Source organism: Fundidesulfovibrio magnetotacticus (assembly GCF_013019105.1).
GTDB classification, from domain to species: domain Bacteria; phylum Desulfobacterota; class Desulfovibrionia; order Desulfovibrionales; family Desulfovibrionaceae; genus Fundidesulfovibrio; species Fundidesulfovibrio magnetotacticus.
Window position 1 is genome coordinate 75,970 of record NZ_BLTE01000001.1, and the last position, 16,070, is coordinate 92,039.

The window sequence follows — 16,070 nt, forward strand, 5'->3', positions numbered from 1 at the left end:
GTCCATGCTGCGCTGACGGTTTCATTCCATGATCAACGCGCCTTCTTCAGGATCTCCTTCACTTGCTCCACGGGCACGGCGAAGCCCAGGCCGATGGAGAACCCCTGTTCGCCCTTGCGCGCGGCGCTGCGGATGGCATGGCTTACGCCCACCACCTGGCCCTGCATGTCCACGATGGGGCCGCCGGAGTTGCCCGGGTTCAGGGGGGCGTCCGTCTGGATCATGCCGGGGCCGTTTTGATCGAGCCTGCGGCCCTTGGCGCTCACGATGCCCGAGGTGACGGTGAAGGTGAACCCGAAGGGGTTGCCCATGGCCAGCACGGGCTCGCCCACCTCGATGTCCAGGCTGTCCCCCAGGGCGAGGCCCCTGAAGGCCTTGTCGGTCTCCACGCGCAGCACGGCCAGGTCGGTGCGCTCGTCGAAAACGGCCACGGCGGCGGGGAGCACGGTCTGGTCCTGGGTGACCACATAGAGGCGCTTGAACTCTCCGGCCACGTGGGCAGCCGTGACGACGAGGTTGGTGTCTGCCACGAAGAAGCCGGAACCGAAGACGCGTAGATCCTTGGGGTCCACCTTTCCGGGCTTGGCCTGGGGCGAGTTCATTCCTTCCGGGGCCTGGGGCGAGTTCTTTCCTTCCGGGGCCTGGGGCTTGGCCTTGCGAGCGAAAAGGTCGCGCTCTTCGGGAAAGCTGTCGCCGAACTCCTCAAAAAAGCGCTTCAGGGCTTGATCCTTTTCCTGGTCCTGCCCGCCCCTGGATCGGGGGCGCTCCTCCGAGAGGTTGGCGGCAATGCCCACCACCGAGGGCAGGGCTTGGCGCGAAACGGTGACCGAACCCGGGGGGGCGGGTTGGGCGCTCGAAGCGATGTTTGGAGAAAGGCCGATCGAGGCGGCGCTCAAGAACGCGGCGAACAGAAGATGACGCATGAAAACTCCGGGATGAGGCGCGGGCGCGGCCTTGTGGCCGCGCCCGCCAACGGGATTACGGAATGTACATCAGGTAGTTGGAAGAGACATTACCGAGGTTCCTGATCTTGATGGTGAAGGGTCCCTGCCAGCGGGGCGACCATTCCACAAGGCAGCGGGAGGTCCTGTCGATGTCCTTGCCGATGAGGTTGCCGTTCTGGTCGTAGACGAAGAGGTCGATGTCGGCGTCGCCGTCACCGATCACCAGGACCCCGGCGCGTTCGTTGCCCTTGAAGACAAACTCCTTGTAGATGTCGGAATAGCCGGCCTTCACGTTTTCCAAAATGCGGATGGGGCCGTTCACGACCTGGCGGGTGGAGCCCTGTTTCATCTCCTGCTCGATCACCTCGATCAGCTTGGCGTTGCCCTTGGCCAGGGTCTTGGCTTCGGCCAGAAGCTTCTCGGGGGTGTCCAGTTCGCCTTTGCCCTTGGCGTCGCCCTTACCCTCGCCTTCGGTGGTCTTGGCCTTCGTGGCCTCGGTGACGGGAGTGTTCTTCATGATCTGCGCGGCGGTAAGCAGCGCCACCGCGGACTGGTTGGCCCGGCCATACTCCGCGAGCTGCGCGGCCATGGCCAGGGCTTCCAGGCGCTTGGCCTCGTCGGAGACCTTGGCGGTTTTATCTTCGGAAGCGTTGGGATTCTTGTCCTGGGCCATGGCGGCCGGGGCCGCCAGGACCAGGGCCAACATCAGAGACACCACGATACGAGACACACGGAATTGCATTAACGATACTCCATGGGTTGATGTTGATTGGGGCCGATCCCTACTCCGCCACGAACTCTCCAAGCATGGTGGACCACTCCGCGGCCCCCGTGCCGCCCGCAGGCAACCCGCGCGTGCTTTGCTTGCCGGAGCTGACCTCGAACAGGGTTTCCAGCGGATTGGGGACAGCCCTCTTTGCCGAGCGGAGCGCGCCCTGTTCCAGCAGACGCACGTCCACGGGTTCCCTGCTCGTGAGCACGCGCACGTATTCCTTTGCCTCGGTGAGATACAGGCCGCCACGGCAAAACATCTTGGTCTGGCCCGGCTGGATCTGATGGATGGTGTCGGTGGGATTCATCGCACCGCGGTCAAAGGGCACGGCGAGCACCTGCCCGCTCTTGCTGATGTTGATCACATAGAAATGCAGCGGGAGCTCCGTGAGGTTTTCGGCCTCGAAGAGCAGTGCCGTCTTGCCCGCCGGGCGCCGGACGGCCGCCAGATCGGCCAGGTTCACGGTCATGGTCCGTTTCCAGATGGCGCCGTCCAATTCCACGAACTCCGTGCAATCCCGCGACACCGCGGCAGGGCCGAGGTGCGGCACGAACACGTGCACCTTCACGTTCACCGAGGCGGGCATTCCGGGCGCTCCCTGAAGGCTCAACAAGCCGCGCATGCGCACGATCTTGCCCAGGGACTCCACAAGATCGGCCTGCCCTTTTCCGTCCAGGGCGTAGTGCAGCTTCCCCTGGTCGGCGCTGAACATCTCGTCGGGGCTCAGAACCCAGCACTGGGGTTGGGCGTCCTCGAAGGACTGGGGCAGGCTGTCGCCCTCCCGGGCGTAGACGGGCTTGCCGGACGCGTCCTGTTTGGGGCGCAGGATCCACAGCACAACATCGGCGGCCGCCTGGCTCTCCACAACTTCCACGGCCGGCATGTTCCGTTCAAGATGTTTGCGCAGGGCGTCCAGGGCGGATTTGTCCTGGGGCAGATCGGCGCGAAGGTACACTGCCAGAGGTTTGGCGGAGGGCATGTAGCGGTCGATCTCGAGGAGGTCGCCCGGCTTGAACGCCCCTTGGACGGTTCCGTCGGCCCCGGTTGCATCCAATTCCGTGATGGTCAGCGTGCCCTGGGACGGGTCCTGCCCGGCCTTGCGCAGCACGCTGCCCCTGGTCATGCCGAGCAGGGCGCCCGCGTCGATGGTGGCGGTGGTCCCGTCCGAGGAGACGGACAGCACGCAGTAGCGAGGCTTTCCCTGTGCGGCGCTCCCGCCGCCGACCGGTCGGGAGCCGTCGCCGTCCATCCGGGGCTGCTGCCGGAGGCCGTCGTTGGCCATCATGGCCGAGGCGCGCCGGAAGGCGTCCCTCCAGGTGTCCGTTGGGGAGGCTGTCTCCAGGGCCTTGGCCCAGAACCAGGTGAACGCACCCTGTTGGCGGCCGGTTTCGCGGTCGTGATATTCGGAGGCAGCCTCCTTGTCCCGGGCGGAGCCGATGGCCACCCAGGAGGCCTTGGCCTGGTTGTAGCTGCGGGCGCCCAGGGGGTGCGGCCTTGCGTCCATGGCCACGCCGCGCGTGCGCAGGGACTCCGCCCCCCGGGTGATGGTTCCCGAGTGGCAGGAATCGGAGACGAAGACCACATTGGGACAGCGGGCCGCGATCAGGCCGAGCAGTTCGTTGAGTTCGTCGTCGAGCAGGTCGTAGGCGTCCATGGAGGCGTTGGGGTCCACCTTGGCGTCGGCGGCGGACGCGGGGTCGCACTGCTGCTTCGCCGACGGCGGCGAGGTGGCGGGCGGCCGGGAACCGTATGTGACCAGGGTGGAATCGAGCCCTTCGCGTCCTGCCTCGTCGCCGTTGAGGTCGCAGGTGCGCGAGCCGTGACCCGCGTAGTGGATGTACACGCGGTCGTCCGGCCCGACCTTGGCCGCAAGTTCTTCCAGAGCCTTGCGGATGGCGGTGTGGGTGGCCTGGCTGTCGCGCAGGACGGTCACTTCCTCGGGCTTGAAGCCCAGACGCGGCGTGAGCAGCACCGCGCGCATGAGGGCCACGTCGTTGCCAGCCCCTTTGAGATCGGAGAACCCCGTCCCTTGGTACGAATCAATGCCGATGAGCAGCGCGTGGCCGCGCGCGTGGGCAAGGTCCGTCACCGCGAGGAAGCCCGCCAGGAGCAGGGCCGCAACGATCAGACCGGCCTCGCGGTTTCTCGTGACGTTCTTCATGGCTTCGTCTCTCCCTGGTGGTGTCTCCTGTCTGCGTGGACGGACACCGGATCAAAGATTGTCGCTGTCACTTCGCAAAAAGCTTGCCCTCAAGTTCTTCCGAACAGCGATTCAGGGATATGCAATCGACGGGGCCCGCCCCGACGCAGGCGGACAACGCGCCCAGCGCGGCCTTGTCCAGGTCCGAAGCCGGACGCCTTCGTTCCACGCGGGCAAGTATGCGCGCCAGGGCGGAAAGCGCCTCCTGGCTTTCCCCGGCGCTCAGGTGCACCCGGCCCTCGCAGCCCAGGCGGCGCAGTGCCAGCCACTGTCCCAGCTCGAAATAGTCCGCATAGCCCGCCGAGGCCCAGGCCTGCAGGTCCGCCCTGCCGTCCGGAGCGCGCAGCCACGCTCTGGGAGCGCCCTCCCCGCCTTCCGGAGGACTGGCCGACACGCTCCACTGTCCGGCCGCAAAAGCCCGGGAGCGCTCGGGGAGGGCCGCAGCCGCCGCATCGTCCCGGAGCCCCCGGAGGTATGGCGGCCCGGGTTCCGCGCCCCGGCTGGCCACCATCCGTCCGGAGGCGGTCGTCAGGAAGGCTTGGAATGCAGGGTCCGGCTCGCCCCCCGCCTGGGGCCAGAACAGCAGGAAGGCCGCCAGCCCCGCCGCCCCCGCGGCGGCTGGCATGGCCAGCCAGCGCAGGGGCCGGAAAGTCGCCGCTTCATGGATCGCGGACTCTGCGCTAGGCGCGTGCGCCCCGGACGCAAGCGCGATCCAGAGCCCTCGGCAGTCGGGACACCCCTCAAGGTGTTCCAGAAGCGCATCCCTCGGGGCTCCGTGCAGCTTCCCTTCCGCCAGGGCCGCCAGACTTCCCGCGTCGGGACAGGGCGTGCCGCATGCCTGGGGCCTTGCGGCCAGCAGGGCCAGACCGGCCAGGGCGGCTTCCTCCCGGGAGACGGGCGCCTGCGCCGGGGAGCGCCCGGCGAGGCGCAGCAGACGGTTCCAGAGGGTGTAGAGCATGGTGTTCATCGCTTCCATGATCCCAGACGGACTGGGCGTGCGGGATTTGTCGTCACGGCACCCCCAGGATGCGCAGAAACTCGATGGAATGTTCAGACACGCCGAGGGATTCCAGGACTTCCCGCACCTTGACCTTGATCCGGCCCAACAGCCGCCGCATGCGTCCGTGGGCCTGGTCCTGCCCGAGGCCCAGCATCCTCCCGGCCTCGCTGACGCCCAGCCCGTCCTGGTGGACCAGGCGCAGGAAGAGGCGCTCCTCGGCGGTCAGTTCCAGGCGCGGGCGCATGGTTTCCAGCACGCGGCGCGCAAACTCCGGGTCAGGGTCGGGGCCGTCCTCTCCGGGCAGATCCAGGCAGAGCCGGAAGGCCTGGAGGAAGGCTACGCGCTCGCGGATGGCCAGGATGTCCTCGGGGTCATGCTGGTGGGCGCAAGGTTCCGAAGGCGCGGGAGGTTCCGGAGCGTCGTCCAGGGAGGTTTCGCGCGGGGCCGACGAACCGCAGTCCGGGATGTTCTCGAGGATGGCCGTGCAGGCATCCAGGAGCGCTCGGCGGCCGGGTGCGCCGGGCGAGAGGGCGTCGTAGGTTTCGACGGCGGCTTGGCGGCCCAGGCCTTCCAGGCAAAGCAGACGGAAGAGCCGCTCCCAGAAACCGCCCTTCAGGAGAAGCCATTTGGGCGGACGGCGGCGACCGAAGCGCGCGCGGGCGAAGTCTTCCAGAAGGCGGACGGCCACGGCGCGCAGGAAGGTCTTGAAGGAACAGTTGCCCTGAAATTCTTTAAGCCGCCGCCAGTCGTTCTCGGAGCATTTTTCGTGGAGGTAGGTGAGGGCGAGATCAGCCAGGGCTTCCTGACGCGGAAAGCGCCGCCGCGCTTCCTGCTGCAGGAGCGCCCAGTGCGCGTAGAATTGCCCGGAAAGGCCGGAGGCTTGCTGATGCGGCATGGAATCCATACTTCACGAATCGAAAGTCCAAAGCATTGTGAAATATCTATCCGGCAAGCGCAAATAAATCAAGAGGCATGCGCACTTAGGCGGGCCGTGCGACCTGAAGGCGGAACATGCATACCGAAACAGTATGCATATGTTGACCGTCGCGGAAGGTCTAATCGCTGTTCGCGCCGCGACCAACAACTTCAACCAGACTGCTCTCCTTCGCGGACCAGAGCGCTTCCGTCACGTCTTCGCCAAACCGGCTTTTCAGGGATGACAGGTCCACGTAGAGACGCATGAATGTGTTGCCGTTCTCATCCCACCCCCATGTCCTGTTGGGAGCGTGAATGTCGAAGTCTCGCATGTGAATACCCAGAACGTAAGGGGGGATGCGCGCGCCGGAAACCATTTTGTTAATGTCGCGCATGGCATCCCAGTAGGAACCATAGGCCGTTTGTTGCTCCTTCAAGACCTCCTCCAGCGCCCCATGGCCTCGGTAACAGAGATCAGGCCGGGCATCGAGCGTCAATCCGAAACAGGCCGCAATATAAAGCGAGCGCAATTCCTTCCAAGACTCACCTGGGACGACCTGAAACCTTCCAAGATTTTGGGCGATATCGTTGAGCAGGTTCGACTTTTCGTCGAATACTGGTGCGGAATGGTCTAGCCAGTAAAAATTAGCATTGATCTTTCCGACAGCTTCCAGCGCCTCCCAATAGGCGCCCTGAACAGCAACCTTCATCGCATTGATCTTGTACATCATCTCCGTTCTGGCAGTACCTAACCCGATGCCGTCCACTCGGCCGTCCTTGTAGTTGTGGCCGATTTTGTCCGGCAGCACCACATGGCCGCTGCAGTACGCCACCCCTTTCTCGGGGTCGTAGATCAACTGATCCCTGACGAATCCTTTGAGGTTGAAGGCGGCGCGCGCCATCTCACCGAAATCGGACTCCGGCTCGAAAAGATAGTCCTTGTGCCATCTGTCGAATCCGTAGATGAGCCCGGCGATCATCCACTTGCAGTTATAAATCGCCAGTTGTTCTGCCTGGCGCTGGAGGAATTCCCTGTAGTATTTCTTTTGTTGTTCAACCTGGCCGCGCAAAGACTCCGGGGCGAAGACGAACTCGCCCTCGTCGAAATCGGGGTCCTGCAGTTTGCCGTATTGCGGTGTTTGTCCCCGGAAGGCCTCCGGCACTTCTTTCTGCAGATAGATGCCCAATTCCGCTGCCGTGACGTAGCCGTCCTTGTCCAGGTCCGCCGCGCCGTCGATGCCGCGCACGAAGAAAGGCGTGAACACGCTCTTGCCCGGAACGGTCTCCGAGGCAGAGCCCGCCGTGATGAACTGGCGCACGGGCCTGGACACCTTCTGGGAGATGACGTCCCGCATCAATCCGCTGGCGCGCGACTTGAAAATGGTCCCCGAGAAACAGCTGTCGAACACGAAGAGCACGTGCCGCGCCTCCATCTCCCGGCACCACGTCTGCACCTGGTTCATGGAGACGGCCTTGCTCAGGAAGCCCCGCTCGTCCTTCTCGGGCAGCGGCGCGTCCACGGGAACGATGTAGCCCATCTGGTTGTTGTTGCGGCTGTAGCCGTGGCCGGAATAGTAGAGGAGGAGACGGTTGTCCTTGGTGTAGCCGTTGCGGTCGATGAAGTCCTTGATCTTCGCGCGCAGCGTGGCGGCGTCGGCGTCCTTGAGTGTTTCCACCTGGAAGTCCTGGCGCTTCAGGGCCTCGCCCACCTGCTCGAGCTCGGCGGCCACGGAGTCCAACCGCGCCCAGCCGCCCTTGTACGCCGCCTGCCCGATGAGCAGCGCGTGGCTGCCCGCGTAGGTGACGGCGTCGCTGCCGTCCTTGGACTGGATGATTACCCCGGCGTGGGCGGCGAGAGGCGTGAGCAGCACGAGGGCCAGGACGGCAAAACAGGCCATACGGTTGAGGCGAACGAGGCTACGACAGGACGTACGGCGCATGGCAAACTCCCCCCAGGCATTGCCGAACCGTTTTCCTGAAAGGTAGCCGCCCTGTCAATCGCCAACCGAAGTGTCGCCCCCATGAGTGCGGCAACAAGGGCGGCCCTCCCGCGCGGACTGCAAGAACAAAGAGGATGGCCCCACGGAACCGGGACGCGGCCCGCGCGGCCATCGCCGGAATCCGGACGTGGCCGCGCAAGCCTCAAGAACGCCTAGAGCCCGCCCGCCTGCCGCCGGGCCTTCATCTCCCGCACGAATGGCTGCCATTCGCCCAGCGAGAGCTTGCCGTCGCGGTCGGCGTCGGCCTGGGCGAACATGGCGTTGGTGAAGGAGGGGAATTGCTTCTGGATTTCCGACTTGGTCAGGTAGCCGTCCTTGTCGGCGTCCAGGCGGTCGAAGAGGGGGTGCTTTCCCGTGGATTGGGCCTGAACGGGCGGCGAAAAGACGACGAATGTGCAGACCGCGACAACGAGGGCGAAGAGGGAACGCATCGGTGTGACTCCTTGGGGTTTGCGCCGCGAGATGCGGCGCTCTGCCGGGAGTCGGGCGCGCGGAGGATGCGGTTACGTCGTCGCGGAACCGCCTCTTGCGTCGCGCTGCCCTGCCCACGGTCCCGGACGGAAGGCCTCCTGTGACCGCGAGTCCAACGAGGCCTCGTCCCAGGGGCAGAGGCCAAGCCGCCCGGCGGACGCTGTTGCGTTACGGCCGTGCCGCCAGGTTGGACTGGCCCTGTCGCAGCACTCGAAGCGCGCGAAAAAGCGCCGGACGGCCACGGCCGCCCGGCGCTTTCGATGGTTTGCCCCGAAAGGCGTCGTCGTTTCGGGCGCAGGGCCCGGGTCTAGCTTTCGTAGTAGCTGCGCAGGTGCTGGCTGCGCACTGGGTGGCGCAGCTTGCGCAGGGCCTTGGCCTCGATCTGGCGGATGCGCTCGCGCGTGACGTTGAAGAGCTTGCCCACCTCTTCGAGGGTGTGGTCGCTCTTCTCGCCGATGCCGAAGCGTTTGCGCAGCACCTGCTCCTCGCGGGGGGTGAGGTCCGAGAGCACGCGGGCGATCTGCTCCATGAGCTTGGTGTTCACCACCTCTTCGGCCGGGGCCAGGGCCTTCTTGTCCTCGATGAAATCGCCCAGGCTGGAATCCTCTTCGTCGCCGATGGGCGTTTCGAGGGAGATGGGCTCCTTGGCGATCTTGAGGACTTTCTTCACCTTCTCCAGCGGATAGTCCATGCGCTCGGCGATCTCCTCGGGGGTGGGGTCGCGCCCGAGTTCCTGCACGAGGTAGCGGGAGGTGCGGATGAGCTTGTTGATGGTTTCGATCATGTGCACGGGGATGCGGATGGTGCGGGCTTGGTCCGCGATGGCGCGGGTGATGGCCTGGCGGATCCACCACGTGGCGTAGGTGGAGAACTTGTAGCCCCGCTGGTACTCGAACTTGTCCACGGCCTTCATCAGGCCGATGTTGCCCTCCTGGATGAGGTCCAGGAACTGCAGGCCGCGGTTGGTGTACTTCTTGGCGATGGAGACCACCAGGCGCAGGTTGGCGCGGATGAGCTCCTGCTTGGCGCGCGAGGCGGCGTTGTTGCCGCGCTTGATGCGCCAGAGCACTTCCTCCAGGTCCGAGACGTGGTGACAGCACTTGTCCTGGAGCCGGTGGAGGATCTCCATCTTGGCCATGATCATTTCCTTGAAGGAGAAGACCTCCTCCACGGTCATGGACAGGGATTCGGCGGCCACCATGGGGTTGATGTCGCGGGCTTCGAGCTGCTGGAAGAGGCTCTGAATTTCCGACTGGGTGCGCCCGGTGGAGAGGATGTAGGCCGAGAGGTCGCGCTGGCAGTTGTGCATCTGGCGCACGTAGTCCTCGACGGTCTCGATGACGCGGTCGATGAGGGTCTTTTCCAGCTTGATGTCTCGCAGCCGGTTCACCACCTCGTCCTTGAAGGCCATGATCTCGCGCTGCACACCCGCCACGCGGCGCTCCAGGCAGGCGCAGGAATCGAGCTTGCAGTACACCTTGCGGCGCTTCTTGAAGATGGCCTTGAGCTCGTCCAGAAGCAGGATGACGCGCGAACGCTGGTTCATCTCGTCTTCGGAGGGGTCGTCCTCCTCGATGGTCTTCACCACGTCCTTGAGCTTGATGCGGCCGAGCTTGAGGTCCTCGCCCACCTGGATGAGTTCTTCCAGGGCCACGGGCACCTCGACGAGGGCGTAGAGCACGTCCATCTCGCCGTTTTCGATCTTCTTGGCGATGTTCACCTCGCCGTCGCGGTCGAGCAGCGGCACCGCGCCCATCTCGCGCAGGTACATGCGCACGGGGTCGGTGGAGCGCGAGGAGTAGTCCAGCGCGTCCTCGCTCTCGGTGAGTTCCAGGCCGCCCTCCTCGGGGGCCTCCTCGCCCTCGGCGGGCATGACCTCGATCTTGCGCATCTCCTTTTCGGAATCGACGATGGCGATGTCCATGGAGTCGAAAATGGAGATCACTTCCTCGATCTGGTCCGGATTGGCGGACAACTCCGTGGGCAAGGCCTTGTTGACTTCCTCGAAGGTGAGAAAGCCCTTCTCCTTGCCCTTGGCGATGAGGGTTTTGATCTGCTGGATGTCCTTGATGTTGCTCACTGATTCCTCCCCACAAGCTCGCTGAATGCAGCCATGAGGCGCTTCTCCTCTTCGGAGTCGCCCCTGTCGCGCGCCACCCGCATGGCCTCGATAAGCTCCCGCCTGCGCTCTTCGGCCCGCACCTTGTCGGCGTGGGCCGTTATGTCTTCCCACCAGCGCCGGGCCTCCTCCTCGGGGAGGGGGTCCTTGCTGGCGCATAGTCCCCAGAAACGCTTCTGGCGCTCGTCCAGGTAGGGCAGCACGTCGCTTTGCCCGTACCTGGCCAGAAGACGCCAGAAAGCCCTGGCCCTCTGCGTGGCCAGGGTCTCGAACACTCCAAACCGCTCCATTTCCGGAAGGAAATCCGGACAACGGATGGCGAATTCCAACACCTGGGCGTCGGCGCGGGCCTCGACGCTCGGGGCGCGCTCCTTGCCGCCTGCGGGCGCTCCTTTGGGCCCTTCGCCCCCTCTGCCCTGTTCGCCGCCCTGCTCGCGGCCCTGACGAGGGCGCGCGCCGCGCCGCGCCGCCAGGTTGCGCAGTTCGTGCTCGCCCACGCCCAGGCCATGGGCCAGACGCGTGAGCATGGCCGCACGCACGGCGTCGGAGGCAAGTTCCTCCAGAAATTCCAAGGCCCAGTCCACCACCTCTTTCGATGAGCGCGACGCGCGCACCGTGGAGAGGCAAAAATCAATCCCGTCGCGGGCCTCGTCCAGGCAGGCCTGGAAAGCCCGCGCGCCCCCGGCCTTGAGCAGGCTGTCGGCGTCCTCGCCCTGGGGCATGAGCGCCACCCGGCACTCGGCGCCCTGGGCGAGAAGCATCCGGGCGCTGCGCAGACCGGCCTTGAGCCCTGCCGCGTCGCCGTCGAACACCAGCGCCACATGGCGCACGAAGCCCGTGAGCCGCTTCACCTGCTGGGGCGTCAGCGCCGTGCCCAGTACCCCGCAGGCCTCCCGGAAGCCGTGCTGGTGCAGGGCGATCACGTCCAGGTAGCCCTCGGTCAAGAGCGCCCGGCCAGCCTTGGTGAAGTGGGGCCTGGCCTGATGCAGGCCGTAGAGGTGCTCCCCCTTCTTGTAGACCGTCGAATCCGAACTGTTGAGGTATTTGGGCTCCCCTTCGCCCATCACCCGGCCGCCGAAGGCCACGACCTTGCCCGAAACCTCGTGGATGGGGAACATGAGCCGGTCACGGAAGCGGTCCCAGACGCGGCCGTCGTCGCCCCGGACCAGCAGCCCCGCCTCCACGGCGTCCTGTTCCCGATATCCTTTGCGCCGCAGAAGTCCCTCCAGGCCGTGGTAGTCCGCCGGGGCGTAGCCCAGTTGGAAGAGTTCCGCCATTTCGGGGCTCACGCCGCGCCGGTCCAGATATTCCCGGGCAGAAGCGCCTTCGGGGCCGTGCAGGCGTTCTCGGTAGTGGTCGCGGGCCAGGGAGTGCATGAGCGCGCCGGCCTGGCGTTGCCTGCGGCGCTGCTCCTCCTTGGGGTCCGGTTTGTAGTCCGCCAGGGCCACGCCCGCCTCACGGGCCAATTGCTCCAAACCCTCCCGAAAGTCCAGGCCGTTGATACGGCAGTAGAAATCGATCACGTCGCCCGAGGCTTGGCACCCGAAACAGTAGAAGACGCCCTTGTCCGGATTCACGGAGAAGGACGGCGTCTTCTCGTTGTGAAAAGGGCACAGTCCCACAAGCCGCGACCCCGCGGGCTTGAGCGCCATGTACCGCCTGATCACATCGGCGATGCCCATTCTGGACTTGAGGGCCTGGATGGCCCGCGGGTCGCTTTTCATGCTCCGCCGTGGTTTGGGTTGGGCTCAAGCTAAGTCCGTTTCCGCCGGGGGCAAGCCCCGGGCGCGTCTATTTCAGTTCCACCATGGTCATGCCGTCTCCGCCGCGCTCCTCGTTGGCCAGGGCGAAGGAGGCCACGGCGGGAAAGTCCTTCAGGAAGGCGTGCACCTCGCGGCGCAAGGCGCCCGTGCCCCGGCCGTGCACCACCTCCAGCGAGCCCACGCCGCGCAGGATGGCCTTGTCCAGGGCGCTGCCGAGTTCCGAGAGGGCCGCGTCGGCGCGCAGCCCGCGCAGGTCCACCACCATGGCCGGACCGGACGGGCCGGAGGGGGCCTCCTGGCGTCCGGCCTCCTGGGTCTGCGCCGAGGCGGCGCGGGGCTTCGCGGCGGCCGGGGGCGCGGAGGCGGCGGCCTGGGGCGAAACGTCCTCGAAGGCGGCCCAGAGGCTCACGCCGCCCATGTCCACCTTGAGCGCGCGGCGCTTGTCATCCTTTTCGCGCACAACGCCCGCCTTGTCCCAGCCCTTGAGGCGCACGCGCGCCCCGGGGAGGGCGTCCTCCCAGCTCCAGGCCGGGGCGGCCGGGGCCTGGACGGCGGCCTCTTCGCGTCCCAGGGATTCCACGGCCCGGCGGGTCTCGGCCAGGTCCTTCAGGGCCTGCTTGCGGCCGATCTTCTCCTGCTCGGCCTGGCGCAGGATGACGCGAGCCTGCTGGCGAAGCTCTTCAAGAAGCCTTCCCCGCTCCTTCTCGAAGGTCTCTGCCAGCTTGCGACGGCGCTCCTCCAGCTTGAGCTTCTCCTTGGCCAGCGTCTGGATCTCTCGCTCGCGCTCCAGAGCCAGCTCGTTGAGCCGCTCGAAGAGGCGTCCCGAGTCCTCGCCGCCCAGGAGCAGGTACTTCTGGGCCTGCTCCAGCACGGCGTCGTCCAGGCCGCAGTCGCGGGCCACGTCCAGGGCCACGGAAGCGCCCACCTGGTCGTAGGCCAGCACGTAGAGGGGTTTCTTGCTGGAGGGGTCGAAGAGCATGGAGGCGGAGCGCGCCCCGGGCTTGGTGAGCCCATAGGCCTTGAGCGCCGGGAAGTGGGTGGCGGCGGCGGCGAACGCGCCCTTTTCCAGAAGCTTGTCCACCACGGCCTGGGCCAGGGCCGCGCCCTGGGCCGGGTCCGTGCCGGCGCCGAACTCGTCCAGGAGCACCAGGCAATGGGAGCCCAGTTCGCCCCAAACGGCGCTCAGATGGCTGATCTGGGCCGTGAAGGTGGAGAGGTGGTCCTCCAGGCTCTGTTCGTCGCCCATGAAAACGTGCACGGCGCTCCAGAAAGGGATGCGGCTGCCTTCGCGGCAGGCCGCGGGCAGACCGGCCAGGGCCATGAGGGCCGTGAGGCCCAGGGTCTTCAGGCACACGGTCTTGCCCGCCGCGTTGGCTCCGCTGATGATCAGGGCGCGCTGCTCGGGCTTGAGCAGGATGTCCACGGGCCGGGCCTTGCGCGGGTCGGCCAGGGCAAGCAGGGGGTGGCGCGCGGCGAAGAGTTCCACGGAGCCCTCGCCCCCCACCTCGGGGGCGTGGCCGTCCAGGAGCGAGGCCAGCTCGGCCTTGGCCAGGAGCACGTCGAACTCCACGGCCAGGGAGTATGCGGCGCGCAGGGCGTCCTCCTCCTGTCGCGCCAAATCCGTGAGGAAGGCCAGGACCTTCTGCTCCTCCTCGCGCTCCTCGCGCTTGAGCTCCTGGAGGCGGTTGTTCACCTCCACGAGGAAGAGGGGCTCCACGTAGCAGGTCTCCCCGGTCTGGGAGTAGTCGTGGATGATGCCCTGGACGCGGCCCTTGAAGTTGGTCTTGAGGGGCAGCACGTAGCGGTCGGACGAGATGGTCATGAAGTCGTCCTGGAGGTAGACCGTGAGGCCCTCCTTGGAGACGAAATCCTTGACCTGGCTGGTGCAGCGCTGGTGGATGCGCCGGATTTCCTGACGCACCGAGAAGAGTTCGGGGCTGGCCTCGTCGCGCAGGCCGCCGTCGCGGGCCAGGCAGCGCTTGAGGGCCTGGTGCAGGCGTTGGGGCCAGGGGGCTTCCAGGGCGGTTTCGGCCAGGAGCTGCCAACGGACGGGGTCCTGACTGCCGGAGAAGTGCTCGCGCAGGGCGTGGGCGGCGTCCAGGGCCTCGCGCACGGCCCAGAGGCCGTCGGCGTCCAGGACGCGGTGGGCCTGGCCCAGATAGCGCAGCACGCCTTCCAGGGAGGGGAAGGCCCTGGAGCGCAGGCCCGTCTCCTGGGCGCAGGCCCGGGCCTGGCGCAGGAGTTCCTGGGCGCGGAACAGTTCGGCCGGGTCCTCCATGGGGGCCACGGCGAGACAGGCGTCCGCCCCGGGCTCGCTGACGGCAAGCCGGGCGAGATGGGCCAGAACCTTGTTGAATTCCAACTGGATGAGTGCGCGGGAGTGCATGTGGGATCAGCTCGCGGAGGGACGCCCTGGACGCTGGGATTCGTCGCGGCGCAAAGGACGAGGATTCATGCGAGGCCCCGAATGGATGACGGTCCGACCGGTTGCGCCGCAGCGTGCGGCGCGGCTTCGCGTGGGGACGACGCTCCCGAAGGCCAGGGCCTCAGGAGGAGAGCCTGGCTTTGACGAGTTCGCCGGTGGCCTTGCCGTCGATGCGGCCCTTGTGCCGGGCCATGAGCGCCTGCATCACCTTGCCCATGTCCTTCATGGAGGCGGCCCCGGTCTGGGCCACGGCCTCCTCGACGGCGGCCGCCAGGGCATCGGCGGAGAGCTGCTCGGGGAGATAGCCTTTGAGCACGACCATTTCGGCCTCTTCGCGATCGGCCATCTCGGCGCGTCCGGCCTTGCGGAACTGCTCCACGGACTCCAGGCGCTGCTTCACCTGCCGCGCCACGACCTCGAGCACCTCCTCATCGGAAAGGGGGCGCAGGAGTTCCACCTGACGATTCTTGGCGGCCGTCTTGAGCATCCTCAAGACGGCCACCTTGATTTCGTCATGGGCCTTGTAGGCGGTCAGGCAGTCCTGTTCGATCCGCTGGAGCAGGCTCATGATGGGGTTCTCTACATCTGGTTGATCTTGCGCATTTTCTTGAGCAGACGCTTGCGGGCGGCCGCCTTCTTCTTCTTGCGCATGACGCTCGGCTTTTCGTAGTGCTGACGTTTCTTCAGCTCCGAGAGGATGCCGGCCTTCTCCACCTGCTTTTTGAAACGGCGCAGGGAGATGTCGAAGTTGTCGGATTCTTCAAGATAGACACCGGGCAAAGAGATCACCCCCTCGTTCGGTCCGGCCGTGCCGGACACCCAATATATTCCAGGCAAAGATGGGTTGATACCCCACACGCCCCGGCATTTCAAGTGTTAATTGTCACGCCGGACGAAAAACCGCCCGGCCTTGCGACCGGGCGGCGATCTGGCGTATCCCAGCAGTAAGGCCCCGTTGCTCAAATCTCTTCGCGCCGCCACCCCCCGAACGGCCGGCGGTTTTCCGCGCCTGCCGGCGTTCCGTGCGGCTGCGCTTTGGAGAAGCGCCGAGCCCCGGACGGCGATGCCGTCCGCAGAACTACTTCACGGAATCCTTGAGCAGCTTGCCGGGGCGGAACTTCACCACCTTGGAGGCGGGAATCTTGATCTCGGCGCCGGTACGGGGGTTGCGGCCGGTGCGGGCCTGGCGCTCTTCCACCAGGAAGGTGCCGAAGCCGGTCAGGGTCAGCTTCCCATCGGAAACCAGCGTACCCTCCACGGCGTCCAGGAAAGCATTCAGGGCGCGTTCGGCGTTGGCTTTGGTGATGCCGGCCTTCTCAGCGATTTTGACTACCAGGTCAGCCTTCGTCATCGGTCCTCTCCTCCTCGGGTTCTGTTGCGATACGCCCTCGGCGCATCGGGGCTAGCAGGCGAAAACATGTATCCTGACCGACCATCCGGCCGCAAAGCCAGACGAACGGA

General features: G+C 66.0%; 13 protein-coding genes. All 13 read right to left on the minus strand.

What is annotated here, in order from left to right:
* Window positions 1-32 precede the first annotated feature (32 nt).
* The 13 genes from NNJEOMEG_RS00340 to NNJEOMEG_RS00400 all read right to left on the minus strand — a co-directional run bounded on the left by NNJEOMEG_RS00340 (window position 33) and on the right by NNJEOMEG_RS00400 (window position 15,960).
* On the minus strand, window positions 33-923 hold the full coding sequence (locus NNJEOMEG_RS00340) for a S1C family serine protease (RefSeq protein WP_173080209.1): 891 nt from the start codon (window positions 921-923) through the stop codon (window positions 33-35).
* Between the two features lie 55 nt (window positions 924-978).
* Window positions 979-1,650: a hypothetical protein gene (locus NNJEOMEG_RS00345; protein WP_173080211.1), complete on the minus strand. Its 672-nt coding sequence runs from the start codon at window positions 1,648-1,650 to the stop codon at window positions 979-981.
* A gap of 76 nt (window positions 1,651-1,726) precedes the next feature.
* Window positions 1,727-3,877 (minus strand): caspase family protein, encoded by a 2,151-nt coding sequence (locus NNJEOMEG_RS00350; RefSeq protein WP_173080213.1) that lies wholly within the window; start codon window positions 3,875-3,877, stop codon window positions 1,727-1,729.
* A gap of 67 nt (window positions 3,878-3,944) precedes the next feature.
* The gene (locus tag NNJEOMEG_RS00355; RefSeq protein ID WP_173080215.1) at window positions 3,945-4,892 is read right to left on the minus strand and encodes a zf-HC2 domain-containing protein; all 948 of its coding nucleotides are present in this window, start codon (window positions 4,890-4,892) and stop codon (window positions 3,945-3,947) included.
* Between the two features lie 34 nt (window positions 4,893-4,926).
* Window positions 4,927-5,811, minus strand: a complete 885-nt coding sequence (locus NNJEOMEG_RS00360; protein WP_173080217.1) for a hypothetical protein — start codon at window positions 5,809-5,811, stop codon at window positions 4,927-4,929.
* Window positions 5,812-5,971: 160 nt separating this feature from the next.
* Window positions 5,972-7,771 carry a caspase family protein gene (locus tag NNJEOMEG_RS00365; RefSeq protein WP_173080219.1) on the minus strand — a complete coding sequence of 600 codons (1,800 nt, stop codon included), beginning with the start codon at window positions 7,769-7,771 and terminating at the stop codon, window positions 5,972-5,974.
* A 212-nt stretch (window positions 7,772-7,983) separates the two neighbouring features.
* Window positions 7,984-8,262 carry an EF-hand domain-containing protein gene (locus tag NNJEOMEG_RS00370; RefSeq protein ID WP_173080221.1) on the minus strand — a complete coding sequence of 93 codons (279 nt, stop codon included), beginning with the start codon at window positions 8,260-8,262 and terminating at the stop codon, window positions 7,984-7,986.
* A 347-nt stretch (window positions 8,263-8,609) separates the two neighbouring features.
* Window positions 8,610-10,382 (minus strand): RNA polymerase sigma factor RpoD, encoded by a 1,773-nt coding sequence (gene rpoD, locus NNJEOMEG_RS00375; RefSeq protein WP_173080223.1) that lies wholly within the window; start codon window positions 10,380-10,382, stop codon window positions 8,610-8,612.
* Window positions 10,379-12,145, minus strand: coding sequence for a DNA primase (gene dnaG / locus NNJEOMEG_RS00380; RefSeq protein ID WP_173080225.1), 1,767 nt, complete (start codon window positions 12,143-12,145; stop codon window positions 10,379-10,381). Before dnaG ends, rpoD begins: the two co-directional genes overlap by 4 nt.
* A gap of 67 nt (window positions 12,146-12,212) precedes the next feature.
* On the minus strand, window positions 12,213-14,570 hold the full coding sequence (locus tag NNJEOMEG_RS00385) for an endonuclease MutS2 (RefSeq protein ID WP_173080227.1): 2,358 nt from the start codon (window positions 14,568-14,570) through the stop codon (window positions 12,213-12,215).
* A gap of 160 nt (window positions 14,571-14,730) precedes the next feature.
* Window positions 14,731-15,177 (minus strand): GatB/YqeY domain-containing protein, encoded by a 447-nt coding sequence (locus tag NNJEOMEG_RS00390; protein WP_173080229.1) that lies wholly within the window; start codon window positions 15,175-15,177, stop codon window positions 14,731-14,733.
* Window positions 15,178-15,188: 11 nt separating this feature from the next.
* Window positions 15,189-15,389 carry a 30S ribosomal protein S21 gene (rpsU, locus tag NNJEOMEG_RS00395; RefSeq protein WP_173081155.1) on the minus strand — a complete coding sequence of 67 codons (201 nt, stop codon included), beginning with the start codon at window positions 15,387-15,389 and terminating at the stop codon, window positions 15,189-15,191.
* A gap of 298 nt (window positions 15,390-15,687) precedes the next feature.
* A complete protein-coding gene (locus tag NNJEOMEG_RS00400; RefSeq protein ID WP_173080231.1) occupies window positions 15,688-15,960 on the minus strand; it encodes an HU family DNA-binding protein in 273 nt (90 codons plus the stop codon).
* Between the last annotated feature and the right edge of the window lie 110 nt (window positions 15,961-16,070).